The following is a 16,335-nucleotide window of genomic DNA, read 5'->3' as shown; positions in this document are numbered from 1 at the left end:
CCACGCTTCCTCCCCACGGTCGGTCGCCCTTCCGCAGTTGCGCTTCACTTCGCTCGCTGTGGTCAACTTGCCGCGCGACTTGCACCCGCAAGAGTGCGCCCATGCTGGGCGCACAAGAAAAGCCCGCAGATGCGGGCTTTTTCGGTACTGCGGTGCAGCAACTTCTGCTCGATTACTCGGCCAAAGCGCCACGATCCTTCGTGACCAGCTTTTCCTTGATTCGAGCCGACTTGCCCGAACGCTCGCGCAGGAAGTAAAGCTTCGCGCGACGGACATCGCCACGGCGCTTCACGACGATGCTCGCGAGCAGCGGCGAGTAGGTCTGGAACGTACGCTCGACGCCTTCGCCCGACGAAATCTTGCGGACGATGAAGTTCGAGTTCAGGCCACGGTTACGCTTGGCGATCACGACGCCTTCGTAAGCCTGGACACGCTTACGCGTACCTTCGACCACGTTCACGTTGACGATGACCGTGTCGCCCGGACCGAAGTCGGGGATGGTCTTTTCGCCGAGGACGCGGGCGATCTCTTCCTTCTCGAGTTGTTCAATCAGATTCATTACTGACTCCTTGTGCCATCTTGCCGGAGTTATGTTCCCGCGCTTTCGCGCTTGAATAGGCCCCGGTAGAGGATGGGTTTGCTTCAGGCGCCGATTCTCACGACACCCCCTGTCCCGCAGTCCGCTCTCCGTCTATTCAGACTTCGACGCGTCCTTCGCGAGTTCCGCGAGCCATGCCTCGTCGGCACGGCTCAACATCTTTTGCCTGCGCGCCCGTTGAATCAGGTCGGGCCGCTTGTTGAACGTGTTGCGTAATGCTTCGCGCCTGCGCCAGGCGTCGATTTCCTTGTGATGGCCGCCGAGCAGCACATCGGGCACGCGCGCACCTTCATATTCCTCGGGACGCGTGTAATGCGGGCAATCCAGCAATACATCGACGAAGCTGTCCTGCACCGCCGATTGCGCGTCGTTCAGCACGCCCGGCAGATGACGCACGACGGCATCGATCAGCACCATGGCCGGCAATTCGCCGCCCGACAGCACGAAGTCGCCCAAGCTGACTTCTTCGTCCACGACACGGTCGACCAGACGTTGATCGATCGCTTCGTAGCGGCCGCACAGCAGCACCAGACCGGGTTCCTGCGCGAACTGCATCACACGGTCGTGGTTCAACGGCGCGCCTTGCGGCGACATCATGACCACGCGCGTCGACTCGATGCCCTGCTCGCGCTGCGCCGACTTGGCCGCCGCGATCGAATCTTCCAGCGGACGCGACAGCATGACCATGCCGGGGCCGCCGCCGTAAGGACGGTCGTCGACGGTGCGATAATTGTCCGTGGTGAAATCGCGCGGATTCCACGTACGCAGACCGAACCGCTCCTGCTTCACCGCCCGGCTGGTGATACCCCAGTCGGTCAGTGCGCGAAACATCTCGGGAAAGAGCGTCACGATATCGAACTGCATCGCTCTCCCGTGTCTTGCGGATGCTGTTTAGTAATCGGCATCCCAGTCGACGACGATACGCTTCGCCGCCCGGTCCACCGTCTTCACATACACGCCGACGAACGGAATAAGCCGCTCGCCGGTGACGGGCTTGCCATCCTTCGTGGCCGGATACTCGATCCGCAGGATGGAATGCGCGCCGTTGTCGATCATGTCGGCGATGCGGCCCAAGGCCACGCCTGCTTCGTTTTCGACATCCAGGCCGATCAGATCGAACCAGTAAAATTCGTCTTCGTCGTCGAGCTTCGGAAAGTCGCCACGGGCGATATGCACCGTGTAACCCTTCAGCGTCTCCGCCGCATTGCGGTCGTCGCAACCCGCCAGCCGCGCGACAATGGTATCGGCGTGGACCTTGGACTGCAGACAGCGCGCGGACTTGCGCTCGCCGCCTTTGGCGAACCACCAGCGTTTGGCCGTGAGCAGCGCATCGCCGCCCAGCTTGCCGTTCGCGTGCGGCACGATCTTGACCCAACCCTTGAGCCCGTAGGCATCGGCGATATAACCGACTTCCACGGCATCTTCAGGCAGCGCCACGACCGTTTCGATGACGGCGTCGGACTTGGCTTCAGGCTTTTGCGCGCCTGAAACATCCGCCGCCACGCGGCGCGTGCCCGGCTTGCGGGCAAACGCGCCAAACGTGGCGGCACCTGCATCTTGCCCCGGCTTCGGCTGGCTGGATGCGCCTTCGCGGCCGTTTTGAGGATCACGCGCGGACATCAGCGAACCTTTAGGCAAACTTTTAGGCAGATTTACAACGATTCGGCGATCGCGTCATGAGACGACGCGCACCGCCGCGATCGAACAGACCGCTTAGGCAGCCGGCTGCGCAGCGGCAGCTTGCTTGACCAGACGCTCGACGGTCCGCGACAGTTGCGCGCCAACGCCTTGCCAGTACGTCAGGCGATCCTGAGCGATACGCAGCGATTCGCCCTTGGTGGCGACCGGGTTGTAGAAACCCACGCGCTCGATGAAGCGGCCGTCACGACGGCTACGCGAATCGGTTGCGACGATGTTGTAGAACGGGCGCTTCTTCGAGCCGCCACGAGCCAAGCGGATGATGACCATGCTGAAATCCTTGAAAACCGGGGTTCGGAACTACGATAACAGGCAATTATAGCCGGATTCCAACGCTCTAACAAACACTTAACGCAATTTTTGCGCGTGCGGCGTTGCGCGCGGCGTTTTTTGATATGCGTCCGCGCGCGAGAAAAGCGTCGCACGGCGGGTGCGACACTGTGACTTTCTGTCGGAGGCGGCGACGAGCAGCGTAAAATCACCGCTCCGCGCGCAGATCGATCTCGCGTCCGCTTTCAGACACAGCATTCACCGATGACTTCCTTGTCCGTCGACGCAAAACACGGCTCCCGGCCGGCTCCGTCCTATTTCCGCTCGAAGACGCTGACAGCGGCGCTCGCCTTCCTGTTCGGCTATATCGGGCTGCATCGCTTCTATTTGTACGGCATGCGCGACAAATGGGGCTGGGCGCATATCGTCGGCATCATTGCGGGCGCGATCGGCTTTCTGCTGCTCGCCGCCACCGAACGCGCGTCGATTCTCGGCTGGATGCTCGCCCTGCCCGGCGCGGTATCGCTGCTGGCGGCGTATCTGTCGGCGATCGTCTACGGTCTGCGCCCCGATGCCAAATGGGACGCGCAGTTCAACGCGCACACGAACCGCGAGAGCGACTCCGGCTGGACCGTCATTTTCGTGGTGATTTTCTCGCTGCTGTTCGGCGCGTTCCTGCTGATGACCGGCCTCGCGCTCACTTTCCAGACCTATTTCGAAGGTCAGGTCGAAGCGGCCAAAACCCTTTCCCAGTAAGCGTCAGAACAGATCGAGTTGCGGGTTCGGCGGCGCGGCGGGCCGCCTGGCCGCTTCGATCACCGGTTTCTGGAACTCCGACATATCGAGAATGCCGCGCATCCGCGCGTTCATGCCCAGACGCTTCGCCGCCTTGCTGAAACGCTGTTTGAGCATATCGGCCCACAAGCCCTCGCCTTTCATGCTCTTCGCGAAGCCCGAGTCGTAGTCCTTGCCGCCGCACATATCGCGCACGCGGCTCATCACACGATCCGCGCGATCCGGAAAATGCGCGGCGAGCCAGTCCTTTAACAGCGGCGCGACCTCCCACGGCAGACGCAGCACGATGTAACTCGCGCTGGTCGCACCGGCCTCGGCGCATGCTTCCAGCACGCGCTCCATATCCGGCTCGGTAACGAACGGAATGACCGGCGCGATGCTCACGCCCACCGGAATGCCCGCGTCCCGTCCGCGAGCGTGCGAATCGTGCGCAAGCGACGCGACGGCGTGGCCGCGCGTGGCTCCAGCGTGCGCGCGATATCGGCGTCGAGCGTCGTGACGGTGATGGCCGCGATGACTTGCCCGCGCTCGGCCATCGGCGCGAGCAGGTCGATATCGCGCTCGATCAGCGACGACTTGGTGATTGCGGCAAACGGATGCCCGCACTCCTTGAGAATTTCGATGACGCGGCGCGTGAGTTTCAGATCGCGCTCGACCGGCTGATACGCATCGGTATTGACGCCCAGCGCGATCGGCTCCGGCCGGTAGTTCGGCTTGGCGAGCTCGCGCTCGAGCAGTTCGCCCGCGTTGATCTTGGCGTAAATACGGCTTTCGAAATCCAGTCCCGGCGATAGCCCGAGATAACTGTGCGTCGGCCGCGCGAAGCAGTAGATACACCCATGCTCGCAGCCGCGATAAGGATTCAGCGATACGCCGAACGGAATATCCGGCGAATTGTTATGCGTGAGGATGCTTTTCGCGCGCTCCTCGAAAATCTGCGTGCGCAGCGGCGGCGCGCTGCTGTCGTCCTCGTCCTCAGAGACGTGCAGCCAGCCGTCGTCCACGCGTTCGCGCGCGTCTTTTTCGTAGCGGCCCTGCATGTTCGTGACTGCGCCACGCCCCTTGAGCGGCGCGGGCGGCGCTACAGGAAATTCGTGGTCGGAATCGGACATCGCGGCACATTGCATTGGAAACAGTACTGTATAAATATACAGTATCTACGCGTGGCCGCAACTGCCGGATTCAGGATTCGACCGGAATGAACAGTGTCTCCTTGATCTCCTCCATCACCACGTAGCTCTTCGACTGCACCGCGCCCGGCAATTGCAAAAGGATGTCGCCGAGCAGCTTCCGGTAATCCGCCATTTCGCCGATGCGCGCCTTGATCAGATAGTCGAAATCACCCGATACGAGGTGACATTCGAGCACCTCGGGAATCTTCTGCACTTCGCGGCGGAACTGCTCGAACATGTTGCCGCTCTTGTGATCCAGCGTGATCTCGACGAACACCAGCAACGCCGCGCCCAACTGCGCCGGATTCACCCGCGCGTGATAACCCATGATCACGCCGTCGCGCTCCATGCGTTTCACCCGCTCGATGCACGGCGTCACCGACAGTCCGACCTGCTCGGCGAGGTCTTTCATCGCGATCCGGCCGTCCTGCTGAAGGATGTTCAGGATCTTGTGATCGAGTTTGTCGAGCGCGCGGACCGGATTACGCTGGGTTCTCATGTGTTTTTCCTGAAAATCATCCAAATACAATAACTAAAACTATATCGACATCAATAACATAGGCGATAACACTATACAAACTTCCGTTGGCTGCGTTGAACCACTTAACGAACGAGCATACGGGCGTTTCACCGAATCGGGATGGAGAACTCAATGCGTATCGTTATTCTCGGAAGCGGCGTCGTCGGCGTGACCAGCGCGTATTACCTCGCGCGCGCGGGTCATGAAGTCACGGTTATCGATCGCGCGTCCGGTCCCGCGCTGGAGACGAGTTTCGCGAATGCCGGGCAGATTTCGCCGGGCTACGCATCGCCGTGGGCCGCGCCGGGCGTGCCGCTCAAGGCCATGAAATGGATGTTCGAGAAGCACGCGCCGCTGGCCATCCGTCTCGACGGCACGATGAACCAGCTTCAGTGGATGTGGCAGATGCTGCGCAACTGCACGCAAGATCGCTATACGGTCAACAAAGGCCGCATGGTGCGTCTCGCCGAATACAGCCGCGATTGCCTTCAGGGGTTGCGCGCGGATACCGGCATTCATTACGAAGGCCGTACCGGCGGCATGCTGCAACTGTTCCGCACGCAACAGCAACTCGACGGCGCGGCGAAGGATATTGCCGTGCTGAAGGAAACGAACGTGCCGTTCGAACTCCTGTCCGCCGACGAACTGAAGAACGCCGAACCGGCGCTCGCCGCCGTGTCGCACAAGCTGACCGGCGGTCTGCGTCTGCCGAACGACGAAACCGGCGATTGCCAGATGTTCACCACGCGCCTCGCGGCGATGGTCGAAACGCTCGGCGTCAAGTTCCGCTACAACACGCCGATCGACGCGCTCGCCGTCAGCAACGGCCGTATCGCGGGCGTGCAGTGCGGCGCGGAACTCGTGCAGGCGGATTCGTTTGTCGTCGCGCTCGGTTCGTACTCGCCGAAGTTGCTCGGCGACCTGGTCAAGATTCCCGTCTACCCGCTCAAGGGTTATTCGATCACCGCGCCTATCGTCGATGCGCAACGCGCGCCGGTGTCGACCGTGCTCGACGAGACGTACAAGATCGCCATCACGCGTTTCGACGACCGGATTCGCGTCGGCGGCATGGCGGAAATCGTCGGTTACGACAAGAACCTGAAGCAAGCGCGCCGCGAAACGCTGGAAATGTGTGTCAATGACCTGTTCCCCGGCGGCGGCGATACGACCAGCGCGACCTTCTGGACCGGCCTGCGCCCGATGACGCCGGACGGCACGCCGATCGTCGGCCGCACGCCGATTCCGAATCTGTTCCTCAACACGGGCCACGGCACGCTCGGCTGGACGATGTCGTGCGGCTCGGGTCAATTGCTCGCCGATGTGATGTCCGGCAAGCAACCCGCGATCCGTGCGGACGACCTGTCGGTGCATCGTTATCTCGGCGAGCGCGACGTGAAGGCGCGTCCGGGCTACGCGAACGCTTGAATTTTCTGACGGCTTTGAAATGAACAACGGCGCCTCGAAGGCGCCGTTGTCGTTTTGACGCGTGAACGAAATCAGAACTGGTCTTCGCTCAACGCCAGCACGCCTTCCTTGCCCTTCGCGCTGACGATCGATGCCTCGATGCCCGGCGCATGCGACAGGATATGCTCGGCGTAGAACTCCACCGTCGCGATCTTCGCCGTATGGAAGCGCTCGTCCTCGCGCAGCAACGCGTGCGATGCGAGCATCGCGCGCGCCATTTGCCAGCCGCACAGCACCGTGCCCGCGAGTCGCAGATACGGCACGCTGCCCGCGAACACCGCGTTCGGATCGCTCTTCACCTTCGCGATGACGAACTCGATGGCCCGCGCCAGCGACAGACTGCCCGCGCTCAGATGCCGATGCATCGATTTGAACGCTTGCCCGTCCACTTCCGTGAGCGCCGCGATGGTCTGATCGATTTGCGCGAGCAGCGCTTGCGCCGCCTTGCCGCCGTCGCGCACGGTCTTGCGGCCGACCAGGTCGTTGGCCTGAATCGCGGTGGTGCCTTCGTAAATCGGCAGGATGCGCGCATCGCGGAAATGCTGCACCGCGCCCGTTTCCTCGATAAAACCCATGCCGCCGTGCACCTGCACGCCGATGCTCGCGACATCGACGGACATTTCCGTGCTGAAACCCTTGATGATCGGCACGAGGTATTCGTAGATCGCCTGATGGCTCTTGCGCGTGTCCTCGTCGGCGTGGCCGTGCGCGAGATCGCTGTGCGATGCCGCGACGTAAGCCAGCGCCCGCGCGCCTTCGGTAAAGGCGCGCATCGTCGACAACATGCGGCGCACGTCCGGGTGATGGATGATACTCACCGGCTCCTTCGCGCTGCCATCGACGGGACGGCTCTGCACGCGATCCTTCGCATACGCGACCGCCTGCTGATACGCCCGCTCCGCCACCGCGATGCCCTGCATGCCGACCGCGAAACGCGCCGCGTTCATCATGATGAACATGTATTCGAGGCCGCGATTTTCCTCGCCGACCACATAGCCGATCGCGCCGCCGTGATCGCCGAATTGCAGCACGGCCGTCGGACTCGCCTTGATGCCGAGCTTGTGCTCGATCGACACGCAATGCACATCGTTGCGCTCGCCGAGCGAACCGTCTTCGTTGACGAGGAACTTCGGCACGATAAACAGCGAAATGCCCTTCACGCCTTCGGGCGCGTCCGGCGTGCGCGCGAGCACCAGATGCACGATGTTTTCCGCCATGTCGTGCTCGCCGTACGTGATGAAAATCTTCGTGCCGAAGACCTTGTACGTGCCGTCGCCCTGCGGCACGGCGCGCGTGCGAACCTGCGCGAGATCGGAGCCGGCTTGCGGCTCGGTGAGGTTCATCGTGCCGGTCCATTCGCCTTCGATGAACTTCGGCAGATAGCGCGCCTTCTGCTCGTCGGTGCCGGCGGTGAGCAGCGCTTCGATCGCGCCATCGGTCAGCAACGGACACAACGCGAACGACAAGTTCGCCGCGTTCAGCATCTCGATGCAAGGCGTTGCGATGACCTTCGGCAAGCCCTGTCCGCCGAATTCGGACGGATGCATCACGCCTTGCCAGCCGCCTTCCGCGAACTGGCGGAACGCGTCCTTAAAACCGGGCGTCGTCGTGACCACGCCGTTCGCCCACGTGCTCGGGTTGCGATCGCCCGTCACGTTGAGCGGCGCGACGACTTCGCCGCAAAAACGCGCGGCCTCTTCGACGACGGCCTGCGCGGTGTCGTAGCTGCCGTCCTCGTAGCCGGGCATGGCGGCAATGCTGTCGAGATCGGCGAGTTCCTTCATCACGAACAGCATGTCCTTGACGGGAGCGATGTAGCTCATCTGGTGTGTCTCCTCCAGCGTGAATTCAAAAAGCAAAAAGGGCGCAACTCCGTCGCGCCCTTTTCTTCTATGCGTTTTTCACGACGCGCACATTTAACCGAGTTCCTTCACGAGCTCGGGCACGACCGCGAACAAATCGCCAACCAGACCATAATCCGCGACGCTAAAGATCGGTGCCTCCGGATCCTTGTTGATCGCGACGATCACCTTCGAATCCTTCATGCCCGCCAGATGCTGGATCGCGCCCGAAATCCCGACCGCGACATACAACTGCGGCGCGACGATCTTGCCCGTCTGACCGACCTGATAGTCGTTCGGCACGTAACCCGCATCGACCGCCGCACGCGATGCGCCCAACGCCGCGCCGAGCTTGTCGGCCAGCGGTTCGAGCGTCGCGGTGTAGTTGTTGCCGCTGCCCAGACCCCGGCCGCCCGACACGATGATGTTCGCGCTCGTCAGTTCAGGACGGTCCAGCTTCGTCACTTCGCGCGAAACGAACGACGAGATGCCCGCATCCGCTGCCGCTTCGATCTTCTCGACCGATGCGCTGCCGCCTTCCGCCGCCACTGAATCGAAACCCGTCGCGCGGACCGTGACGACCTTGATCGGATCCGTCGATTGCACGGTCGCGATGGCGTTGCCCGCGTAGATCGGACGCTCGAAGGTGTCGGGGCTGTCGACGGCGGTGATATCGCTGATCTGCGCGACATCCAGATGCGCGGCGATACGCGGCGCGATGTTCTTACCGTAAGCCGTCGCCGGCGCGAAGATATGCGAATAGTCTTTCGCGATCGCCAGCACCGTGCCGTCGACGTTTTCCGCGAGGCCCTCGGCGAGTTGCGGCGCATCGGCGAGCAGCACCTTGCTTACGCCTGCGATCTTCGCGGCTGCATCGGCTGCGGCTTGTGCGTTCGAACCGGCCACCAGCACATGCACGTCGCCGCCGATTTTCGCCGCTGCCGCGACGGTGTTCAACGTAGCGGCTTTAATCGATGCATTGTCGTGTTCTGCAATAACAAGAGTCGTCATCAGATTACCTTCGCTTCGTTCTTCAGTTTTTCGACCAGCGTCTTCACATCCGGCACGGTGATGCCGGCGCTGCGCTTGGGCGGCTCGGTGACCTTCAGCGTCTTCAGACGCGGCGCGACATCCACGCCCAAATCAGCGGGCTTGACCGTCGTCAGCGGCTTCTTCTTCGCCTTCATGATGTTCGGCAGCGTCACGTAGCGCGGCTCGTTCAGGCGAAGATCGGTGGTCACGACTGCGGGCAGCTTCAAAGACAGCGTTTCCGCGCCGCCGTCGACTTCGCGCGACACGGTGGCCTTGCCGTCCGCGACCACGACCTTCGAGGCGAACGTCGCTTGCGGCAGGCCTGCCAGCGCGGCGAGCATCTGACCGGTTTGATTCGAGTCGTCGTCGATGGCCTGCTTGCCGAGGATGATCAGTTCGGGCTTCTCCTGATCGACCAGTGCCTTCAGCAGCTTGGCCACCGCCAACGGCTGCAATTCATCAGCGGATTCGACCAGAATCGCGCGATCCGCGCCGATGGCCAGCGCCGTGCGCAGCGTTTCCTGACATTGCGTCACGCCGCACGACACGGCGATCACTTCGGTCGCGACACCCGCTTCCTTCAGACGCACCGCTTCTTCCACGGCGATTTCGTCGAACGGATTCATCGACATCTTCACGTTCGCGATATCGACTCCCGTGTTGTCCGACTTCACGCGGACCTTCACGTTGTAATCGACTACGCGTTTGACTGGCACCAGAATTTTCATGCACACGCTCCAAATTACGATTACGTCAACCCACGTCATTATACGAGCGACGCGTGCGCCCTTCCCCGCCGAAACGGGTGGGCCGGGTTGTCGCGCTCATAGTGCAATAAAGGTTTGCGACCGATTTTATCGAACGACCGTTCGAATCAAGTATCCCAAAAAACCCGGAGACACGCTCCGCGTGCCTGCCGAACGCTTACCACGCGGTGATGACGGCGCCCGCGAACTTGCTTTCGACGAACTGCTTCACTTCCGGCGAGTGATACGCCGACACGAGCTTGGCGACCCACGGCTTGTCCTTGTCGGCCGCGCGAATCGCGATGATATTCACGTACGGACCATGCGGATCTTCGATGGCGATCGCGTCCGTCTTCGGCTTGAGGCCCGCTTCCATCGCGAAGTTGGTGTTGATCGCGGCGACGTCGACATCGGCGAGCGAGCGCGGAATCTGCGCGGCGTCGAGTTCGACGATCTTCAGCTTCTTCGGATTGTCGGTGATATCGAGCGGCGTCGCTTTCAGACCCGCGTCGGCGCGCAGCTTGATCAGCCCTTGCTTTTGCAGCAGCAGCAACGCACGGCCGCCGTTGGTCGGATCGTTCGGCACCGCGATGCGCGCGCCCGGCTGCAATTGCGACAGCGACTTGAGCTTCTTCGAGTAGATGCCCATCGGATACGTGACCGTATCGGCGATGCGGATCAGCTTGTAGCCGCGATCCTTCACCTGCGCATCGAGATACGGCAGATGCTGATAGCTGTTCGCGTCGAGATCGCCGGCGGCGAGCGCGGCGTTCGGCTGCACGTAATCCGAGAACTCGATGACCGTGATCTTCAGCCCGTTCTTCGCCGCGACCTGCTTCACGACTTCCATGATCTGCGCGTGCGGACCACCGGTCACGCCGATCTTGATCGCGTCTTCGGCATGCGCTGCGCCGGCAAAAAACGTCGCGCTCAACAGCGCGGCGGCAAACTTCAGAATGGAACGACGTCGCATAAGGATGGCCTTCTTTATAGGAGATTTATTTGTGACTGAGACAGCGCACGAGCCAGTCGCCGAACGACTGCACGAGCTGCACGAACACGATGAGAATGACGACGACGGTAATCATCACCTCGGGCAAAAAACGCTGATAACCGTAGCGGATGCCCAGATCGCCCAAGCCGCCGCCGCCGATCGCGCCCGCCATCGCCGAATAGCCGACCAGCGAGACGAAGGTGATCGTCAAACCCGCGACCACGCCCGGCAGCGATTCCGGCAACAGCACCTTGAACACGATCTGACGCGTGGTGGCGCCCATCGCCTGCGCGGCTTCGATGAGACCGCGATCCACTTCGCGCAACGCGGTTTCCACGAGACGCGCGATGAACGGCGCGGCCGCGATGGTCAACGGCACGACCGCCGCCATCGTCCCGATGGACGAGCCGACGATCACGCGCGTAAACGGAATCACCGCGACCAGCAAGATGATGAACGGCGTCGAACGCACCGCATTGACGATGCCGCCGAGCACGCGATTCACCGCGATGTTCTGCAGCACGCCGTCGCGATCGGTGAGATACAGCAGCACGCCGAGCGGCAGCCCGAGCGCCGCGCCGATGAGTCCCGAGATGCCGACCATGATCAGCGTTTCCCAGAACGACTGGACGAACATGTCGAACATTTCACTCAACATGGGACAACTCCTCCACCACGACGCCTTGCGAGCGCAAATACTCGATCGCTTCCGCGACCTTCACCGGCTGGCCGCCCGCGAGCACCGCGAGCGAGCCGAACGCCTGCCCCTGAATCTCGTCGATCTGGCCGTGCAGGATATTGAAATCCAGTTCGTAGCGGCGGATCGTCTCCGAGAGAATCGGCTGATCGACGCCCGAGGCCGTGAACGCGAGTCGCAGCAAATGACCGCTGCCCGACTTGAGACGCTCGGCCACGCGCGCTTTCAGCGCAGGTGGCAATTCGTGCGCGATGACATCGCCGATCAGCGCGCGCGTGACTTCGTGATGCGGCTGCATGAACACATCGACGACGCGGCCTTCTTCGACCACGCGCCCGGCATCGAGCACGGCGACGCGATCGCAAACCTGCTTGATCACTTCCATCTGATGCGTGATCAGCACGATCGTGAGCCCGAGCTCGCGATTGATCTTGCGCAGCAGATCGAGAATGGCGCGCGTGGTCTCGGGATCGAGCGCGGATGTCGCTTCGTCCGAGAGCAGCACTTTCGGCTTGCTCGCCAGCGCCCGCGCGATACCCACGCGCTGCTTCTGCCCGCCGCTGATCTGCGCGGGATACTTGTCGCGATGCGTCGACAGCCCGACGAGTTCGAGCAGCGGCGACACGGTCGCCTCGATTTCCGCGCGCTTCATGCCCACGAGTTCGAGCGGCAGCGCGACGTTATCGAACACCGTGCGCGACGACAGCAGGTTGAAGTGCTGAAAGATCATGCCGATGTCGCGGCGCGCGGCGCGCAAATCGTCGCGGCCGAGCGTCGTGAGATCGCGGCCGTCGACGATCACGTTGCCGTCGCCCGGACGCGTCAGTAAATTAACGGTGCGCACCAGCGTGCTTTTGCCCGCGCCGCTGCGCCCGATAATGCCGAACACTTCGCCGGCGGGAATCGTCAGATTGACGTTGGTCAGCGCGTCGACCCAGCCGCGAGGACTGGCGAAACGCTGCGAAAGGTTGCGTATTTCGATCATGAAAATGCAAACGGCGGAGGACGATGCCGGACATTGCGCCCGCGCCGCCAGCCGCCGCTCGTTGTGCGTGTGTTGCCCGCTGTTTAGTACAGTTTGGCCGCAGATTTTACAGGATGGCCTTCATTCTGTTTAATAATGATTTGGGATCGGCTAATTACCCGGAGGCATTAGGCACGCGATGACCCGAAACGTCTATTCGACCAGCACCATCACGACGCGGCAGGGAATCGACCTGGCGCTGCATCGCTGGCAACCCGCGGAATCGATGACGCCGGTCGCGCGCATCGCGCTCGTTCATGGACTCGCGGAGCACGCCGGACGTTACGACGCCCTCGCGCTTGCGTTGAACATGGCGGGCATCGAACTGATCGCGGTCGATCTGCACGGACACGGCAAATCGTCGGGCGAACGGGTGTGGGTACGCGTGTTTACCGACTATCTGCGCGATGTCGACGTGCTGCTCGAAGCCTGCGCCGCGACGCCGCCCGCCGACACACCGCTCTTTCTGATGGGCCACAGCATGGGCGGTCTGATCGCCTCGCTTTACGCCGCCGAGCGCCCCGAAGCGAAACGTTTCGCGGGCCTGATCCTGTCGAGTCCGGCCTTGCGTCCCGGCAGCGGCACGCCACGCTGGAAGGCGTCGCTGAGCCGTATCGTCGGCACGCTGATTCCGCGTCTGCCCGCGTTTTCGATCGATCCCGCGTTGCTGTCGCGCGCATCGGGCGTGGTGGAGGCGAACCGGCGCGATCCGCTCGTGCATCACGAGTCGATTCCCGCGCGCACCGGCGCGCAAATGCTCGCGGCGATGGAACGCGTCGCCCGCCAGTGCGCCGCGATCACGCTGCCGCTGCTGATCTTCCACGGCAGCGAGGACAAGCTCTGCGATCCCGCCGGCAGCCGCGAGTTCGACGCGCACGCCGGCTCGACCGACTGCACGCTCGCCATCCACGACGGGAGTTATCACGAAACGCTCAACGATCTGGATCGCGATCGCGTGATCCGCGCGCTGATCGACTGGACGCGAGTACGCGCGGACTATGCGCGTACGCATCGCGCGAACTAGATCTCCGCCAGCGCCCGCAAATGCGCGACGACGCTGCGTCCGAGCGCCGACAGGTTGTATCCTCCCTCCAGACAACTGACGATGCGTCCCTGCGCGTGACGCCTCGCCACCGCGCGAACCTGCGCGGTGATCCACGCGTAATCGTCCTCGACGAGGCCCATGTTGGCCATGTCGTCCTCGCGATGCGCGTCGAAGCCCGCGGACACGAAAATCATCTGCGGCTTGAATTCCTCGAGACGCGGCAGCCACATCAGATCGACCACTTCGCGCACGGCCATGCCCTTCGTGCGCGCGGGCAGTGGCACGTTGACCATGTTCGATGCGTGATTGTCCGCGCCGCTGAACGGATAGAACGGATGCTGGAAGAAGCTGCACATCAGCACGCGCGAATCGCCCGAAAACGCCGCCTCGGTGCCGTTGCCGTGATGCACGTCGAAATCGACGATGGCGACGCGCTGCAGGCCGTGCACGTCGAGCGCGTGACGCGCGGCGATCGCGACGTTATTGAACAGACAAAAGCCCATCGCGCGCGCCGGTTCGGCGTGATGGCCCGGCGGACGCACGCTGCAGAACGCGTTGTCGAAGCGGCCGTCGATCACGGCATCGGTGGCGGCGATCGCCGCGCCCGCCGCACGCAGCGCCGCGCGATACGACTCGGGACACATCGACGTGTCGGGATCGAGTTCGCTACGGCCGTGTTCGGGCGTGCGGCTCTTGATGTAATCGATATGCGCCTGCGTGTGCACGCGCGCGAGATCGGTTTCGCCGGCGAGCGGCGCTTCCTCGTGCTCGATGAGTCCGTCGATACCGCTCGCGATCAACTGATCCTCGATGGCCTGCAAACGCGCGGGACATTCGGGATGCCATTGGCCGTTGTCGTGCTGCAGGCAGTCGGGATGAGAATAGAAGCCGGTGGCCATGATGTCTCGCAATGCCGCTCTCGTCGGCTCTCGTCTCGTCGTTTTTCGTCATACGCGAGCACGCGCCACGTATTTGACGTTAAGTTACCACACCGTCCGAAATGGCCGAGGCCTTGCCGCGCTTAGACCGTGCGGTCACGAGGCGTCGGTTATACTGCCACGACGCTTGAAGCAGGCTCGCGGCCCGCGCTCGCCGTTGCAGTTCGGCATCATCCTCCATCGCCCCAACCACGCACACTATGACTTTTCAGTTTGCTCCGTTCGGAAACACGTTCAAGCCGCTGCGTCCCGTTCTCGTCGCTTCCGTCCTGTGCGCGCTCGGCGCCTTCGCCGGCGGCAGCGCCATCGCGCAATCGCAGCAGCCACAATCCGCTACGCCGCAAGGGCAAGAGTTCGAAGAAGAAATCATCCCGCAGCGTTACGCGCAAAATCCGAATGTCGATGCATTCATCAACGACATGGTCGCGCGTTACGACTTCGACAACGACGCGCTTCATACGCTGTTCAACAATGTCAGCTATTCCGCCACGGCGGTGAAACTGGTGCTGCCGTCGCCTACGCCGTCCGCGAAGAACTGGAAGGCGTATCAGGCGCGCTTCATCGAGCCGGTGCGCATCAACGCGGGCGTGAAGTTCTGGCGCGCGAACCAGGCCGCGCTGCAGCGAGCGAGCGAGCAGTTCGGCGTGCCGCCGGAAATCATCGTCGGGATCATCGGCGTGGAGACGATCTACGGCCGTTACATGGGCAACTTCCGCGCGCTCGATGCCCTCACCACGCTGACCTTCGATTACCCGAACACGCCGAATCGCGCCGAACGCATGGCGACCTTCCGCAAGAATCTCGAAGACCTGCTGGTCTGGACGCGCGATTCGCAGATCGACCCGGCCAGCGTGCTCGGCTCGTACACGGGCGCGATCGGCATTCCGCAGTTTCTGCCGAGCAGCATCGTGCAGTACGCGGTGGATTTCGACGGCAACGGGCGCATCGATCTGCGCAACAGCCCGGCGGATGCCATCGGCAGCGTCGCGAATTATCTGAAGCAGAACGGCTGGGAAACGGGACGTCCGGTGGTCTGGCGCATCGCGCCGGACGAAGGCAGCCAGGGCATCGCGCAGGCTGTGGCCGATGGTTCGCCGGAGCCGCACTGGTCGCTCGCGCAGTTGACCAAGGCGGGCATGCTGCTCGATCAACCTGGACTCAACGTGCAGGCCGAAGCGCCGACGCCGCTAACCGTCGTCGATCTGCCGACGCCCGGCATGGCCACGCAGTACACGCTCGGACTGAAGAACTTCTACACACTGACGCGCTACAACCGCAGCTTCTTCTATGCGCTCGCGGTGTATCAACTCGGCGAAACCGTAAAGGCGCGCATGATGTCGGGCGGCTAATCGACCGCCTCGGCGTTTTACCGCTGCAATCGGCATAGGGGCGGCCAGCAAGCTGGCCGGTCCCCTGCCACACCACCCTGCCACACCACCCGGCGTGCGGGTCCGCACCGGGCGGTTCGGGAAGTTGAGGTTATGTGAGGCGAGGCATGCCA

Annotated in this window: 16 protein-coding genes and 1 pseudogene; 4 read left to right on the top strand and 13 right to left on the bottom strand. The window is 62.6% G+C overall.

What is annotated here, in order from left to right; translation table 11 throughout:
- Positions 1-172: 172 nt before the first annotated feature.
- The 4 genes from rplS to rpsP form a co-directional block, all read right to left on the bottom strand.
- Positions 173-559 (bottom strand): 50S ribosomal protein L19, encoded by a 387-nt coding sequence (gene rplS / locus BVER_RS19560; RefSeq protein ID WP_050454720.1) that lies wholly within the window; start codon positions 557-559, stop codon positions 173-175.
- Between the two features lie 132 nt (positions 560-691).
- The gene (gene trmD / locus BVER_RS19555; RefSeq protein WP_050454719.1) at positions 692-1,462 is read right to left on the bottom strand and encodes a tRNA (guanosine(37)-N1)-methyltransferase TrmD; all 771 of its coding nucleotides are present in this window, start codon (positions 1,460-1,462) and stop codon (positions 692-694) included.
- Positions 1,463-1,489: 27 nt separating this feature from the next.
- Complete coding sequence (gene rimM, locus BVER_RS19550) at positions 1,490-2,218, bottom strand: ribosome maturation factor RimM (RefSeq protein WP_050454718.1); 729 nt, start codon at positions 2,216-2,218, stop codon at positions 1,490-1,492.
- A 93-nt stretch (positions 2,219-2,311) separates the two neighbouring features.
- The gene (rpsP, locus tag BVER_RS19545) at positions 2,312-2,566 is read right to left on the bottom strand and encodes a 30S ribosomal protein S16 (protein WP_050454717.1); all 255 of its coding nucleotides are present in this window, start codon (positions 2,564-2,566) and stop codon (positions 2,312-2,314) included.
- 264 nt (positions 2,567-2,830) lie between these two features.
- Here rpsP and BVER_RS19535 point away from each other — a divergent pair, with 264 nt between their 5' ends.
- Positions 2,831-3,322 carry a TM2 domain-containing protein gene (locus BVER_RS19535; RefSeq protein ID WP_050454715.1) on the top strand — a complete coding sequence of 164 codons (492 nt, stop codon included), beginning with the start codon at positions 2,831-2,833 and terminating at the stop codon, positions 3,320-3,322.
- 3 nt (positions 3,323-3,325) lie between these two features.
- On the opposite strand, the pseudogene BVER_RS19530 reads toward BVER_RS19535, so the two are convergent.
- Positions 3,326-4,473, bottom strand: a pseudogene (locus tag BVER_RS19530) (PA0069 family radical SAM protein).
- A 70-nt stretch (positions 4,474-4,543) separates the two neighbouring features.
- Positions 4,544-5,032 carry an Lrp/AsnC ligand binding domain-containing protein gene (locus tag BVER_RS19525; protein ID WP_050454722.1) on the bottom strand — a complete coding sequence of 163 codons (489 nt, stop codon included), beginning with the start codon at positions 5,030-5,032 and terminating at the stop codon, positions 4,544-4,546.
- 153 nt (positions 5,033-5,185) lie between these two features.
- Between BVER_RS19525 and BVER_RS19520 the strand changes: the two genes are divergently transcribed.
- A complete protein-coding gene (locus BVER_RS19520) occupies positions 5,186-6,478 on the top strand; it encodes a D-amino acid dehydrogenase (protein ID WP_050454714.1) in 1,293 nt (430 codons plus the stop codon).
- Positions 6,479-6,549: 71 nt separating this feature from the next.
- Here the strand turns inward: BVER_RS19520 and BVER_RS19515 are convergent, their stop codons facing one another.
- From BVER_RS19515 to BVER_RS19490, 6 genes are all read right to left on the bottom strand, one after another.
- Positions 6,550-8,340 carry an acyl-CoA dehydrogenase gene (locus tag BVER_RS19515; RefSeq protein ID WP_050454713.1) on the bottom strand — a complete coding sequence of 597 codons (1,791 nt, stop codon included), beginning with the start codon at positions 8,338-8,340 and terminating at the stop codon, positions 6,550-6,552.
- Between the two features lie 93 nt (positions 8,341-8,433).
- The gene (locus tag BVER_RS19510; protein ID WP_050454712.1) at positions 8,434-9,369 is read right to left on the bottom strand and encodes an electron transfer flavoprotein subunit alpha/FixB family protein; all 936 of its coding nucleotides are present in this window, start codon (positions 9,367-9,369) and stop codon (positions 8,434-8,436) included.
- Complete coding sequence (locus tag BVER_RS19505) at positions 9,369-10,118, bottom strand: electron transfer flavoprotein subunit beta/FixA family protein (RefSeq protein ID WP_050454711.1); 750 nt, start codon at positions 10,116-10,118, stop codon at positions 9,369-9,371. The genes BVER_RS19510 and BVER_RS19505 overlap by 1 nt, the downstream gene beginning before the upstream one ends.
- 196 nt (positions 10,119-10,314) lie before the next feature.
- Positions 10,315-11,109 (bottom strand): MetQ/NlpA family ABC transporter substrate-binding protein, encoded by a 795-nt coding sequence (locus BVER_RS19500; RefSeq protein WP_050454710.1) that lies wholly within the window; start codon positions 11,107-11,109, stop codon positions 10,315-10,317.
- A 25-nt stretch (positions 11,110-11,134) separates the two neighbouring features.
- A complete protein-coding gene (locus BVER_RS19495) occupies positions 11,135-11,788 on the bottom strand; it encodes a methionine ABC transporter permease (RefSeq protein ID WP_050454709.1) in 654 nt (217 codons plus the stop codon).
- Entirely contained in the window at positions 11,778-12,812 is a 1,035-nt protein-coding gene (locus BVER_RS19490; protein ID WP_050454721.1) for a methionine ABC transporter ATP-binding protein, read from the bottom strand. The genes BVER_RS19495 and BVER_RS19490 overlap by 11 nt, the downstream gene beginning before the upstream one ends.
- A 178-nt stretch (positions 12,813-12,990) precedes the next feature.
- Here BVER_RS19490 and BVER_RS19485 point away from each other — a divergent pair, with 178 nt between their 5' ends.
- Positions 12,991-13,875 (top strand): alpha/beta hydrolase, encoded by an 885-nt coding sequence (locus BVER_RS19485; protein WP_050454708.1) that lies wholly within the window; start codon positions 12,991-12,993, stop codon positions 13,873-13,875.
- Here BVER_RS19485 and BVER_RS19480 read toward each other — a convergent pair.
- Entirely contained in the window at positions 13,872-14,795 is a 924-nt protein-coding gene (locus BVER_RS19480) for a histone deacetylase family protein (RefSeq protein ID WP_050454707.1), read from the bottom strand. The genes BVER_RS19485 and BVER_RS19480 overlap by 4 nt on opposite strands.
- A gap of 239 nt (positions 14,796-15,034) precedes the next feature.
- Here BVER_RS19480 and mltB point away from each other — a divergent pair, with 239 nt between their 5' ends.
- Positions 15,035-16,183, top strand: a complete 1,149-nt coding sequence (gene mltB, locus BVER_RS19475; protein ID WP_050454706.1) for a lytic murein transglycosylase B — start codon at positions 15,035-15,037, stop codon at positions 16,181-16,183.
- Positions 16,184-16,335: the final 152 nt, after the last annotated feature.

It is taken from the genome of Candidatus Burkholderia verschuerenii, assembly GCF_001189365.1.
GTDB classification, from domain to species: Bacteria; Pseudomonadota; Gammaproteobacteria; order Burkholderiales; family Burkholderiaceae; genus Caballeronia; species Caballeronia verschuerenii.
This window is presented reverse-complemented; position numbering and strand designations above follow the sequence as displayed.

What these genes read in the sequence shown, in the direction of transcription:
- rplS (WP_050454720.1), bottom strand. Translation starts at nt 559, where the DNA reads ATGAATCTGATTGAACAACTCGAGAAGGAAGAGATCGCCCGCGTCCTC.
- trmD (WP_050454719.1), bottom strand. Translation starts at nt 1,462, where the DNA reads ATGCAGTTCGATATCGTGACGCTCTTTCCCGAGATGTTTCGCGCACTG.
- rimM (WP_050454718.1), bottom strand. Translation starts at nt 2,218, where the DNA reads ATGTCCGCGCGTGATCCTCAAAACGGCCGCGAAGGCGCATCCAGCCAG.
- rpsP (WP_050454717.1), bottom strand. Translation starts at nt 2,566, where the DNA reads ATGGTCATCATCCGCTTGGCTCGTGGCGGCTCGAAGAAGCGCCCGTTC.
- BVER_RS19535 (WP_050454715.1), top strand. Translation starts at nt 2,831, where the DNA reads ATGACTTCCTTGTCCGTCGACGCAAAACACGGCTCCCGGCCGGCTCCG.
- BVER_RS19525 (WP_050454722.1), bottom strand. Translation starts at nt 5,032, where the DNA reads ATGAGAACCCAGCGTAATCCGGTCCGCGCGCTCGACAAACTCGATCAC.
- BVER_RS19520 (WP_050454714.1), top strand. Translation starts at nt 5,186, where the DNA reads ATGCGTATCGTTATTCTCGGAAGCGGCGTCGTCGGCGTGACCAGCGCG.
- BVER_RS19515 (WP_050454713.1), bottom strand. Translation starts at nt 8,340, where the DNA reads ATGAGCTACATCGCTCCCGTCAAGGACATGCTGTTCGTGATGAAGGAA.
- BVER_RS19510 (WP_050454712.1), bottom strand. Translation starts at nt 9,369, where the DNA reads ATGACGACTCTTGTTATTGCAGAACACGACAATGCATCGATTAAAGCC.
- BVER_RS19505 (WP_050454711.1), bottom strand. Translation starts at nt 10,118, where the DNA reads ATGAAAATTCTGGTGCCAGTCAAACGCGTAGTCGATTACAACGTGAAG.
- BVER_RS19500 (WP_050454710.1), bottom strand. Translation starts at nt 11,109, where the DNA reads ATGCGACGTCGTTCCATTCTGAAGTTTGCCGCCGCGCTGTTGAGCGCG.
- BVER_RS19495 (WP_050454709.1), bottom strand. Translation starts at nt 11,788, where the DNA reads ATGTTGAGTGAAATGTTCGACATGTTCGTCCAGTCGTTCTGGGAAACG.
- BVER_RS19490 (WP_050454721.1), bottom strand. Translation starts at nt 12,812, where the DNA reads ATGATCGAAATACGCAACCTTTCGCAGCGTTTCGCCAGTCCTCGCGGC.
- BVER_RS19485 (WP_050454708.1), top strand. Translation starts at nt 12,991, where the DNA reads ATGACCCGAAACGTCTATTCGACCAGCACCATCACGACGCGGCAGGGA.
- BVER_RS19480 (WP_050454707.1), bottom strand. Translation starts at nt 14,795, where the DNA reads ATGGCCACCGGCTTCTATTCTCATCCCGACTGCCTGCAGCACGACAAC.
- mltB (WP_050454706.1), top strand. Translation starts at nt 15,035, where the DNA reads ATGACTTTTCAGTTTGCTCCGTTCGGAAACACGTTCAAGCCGCTGCGT.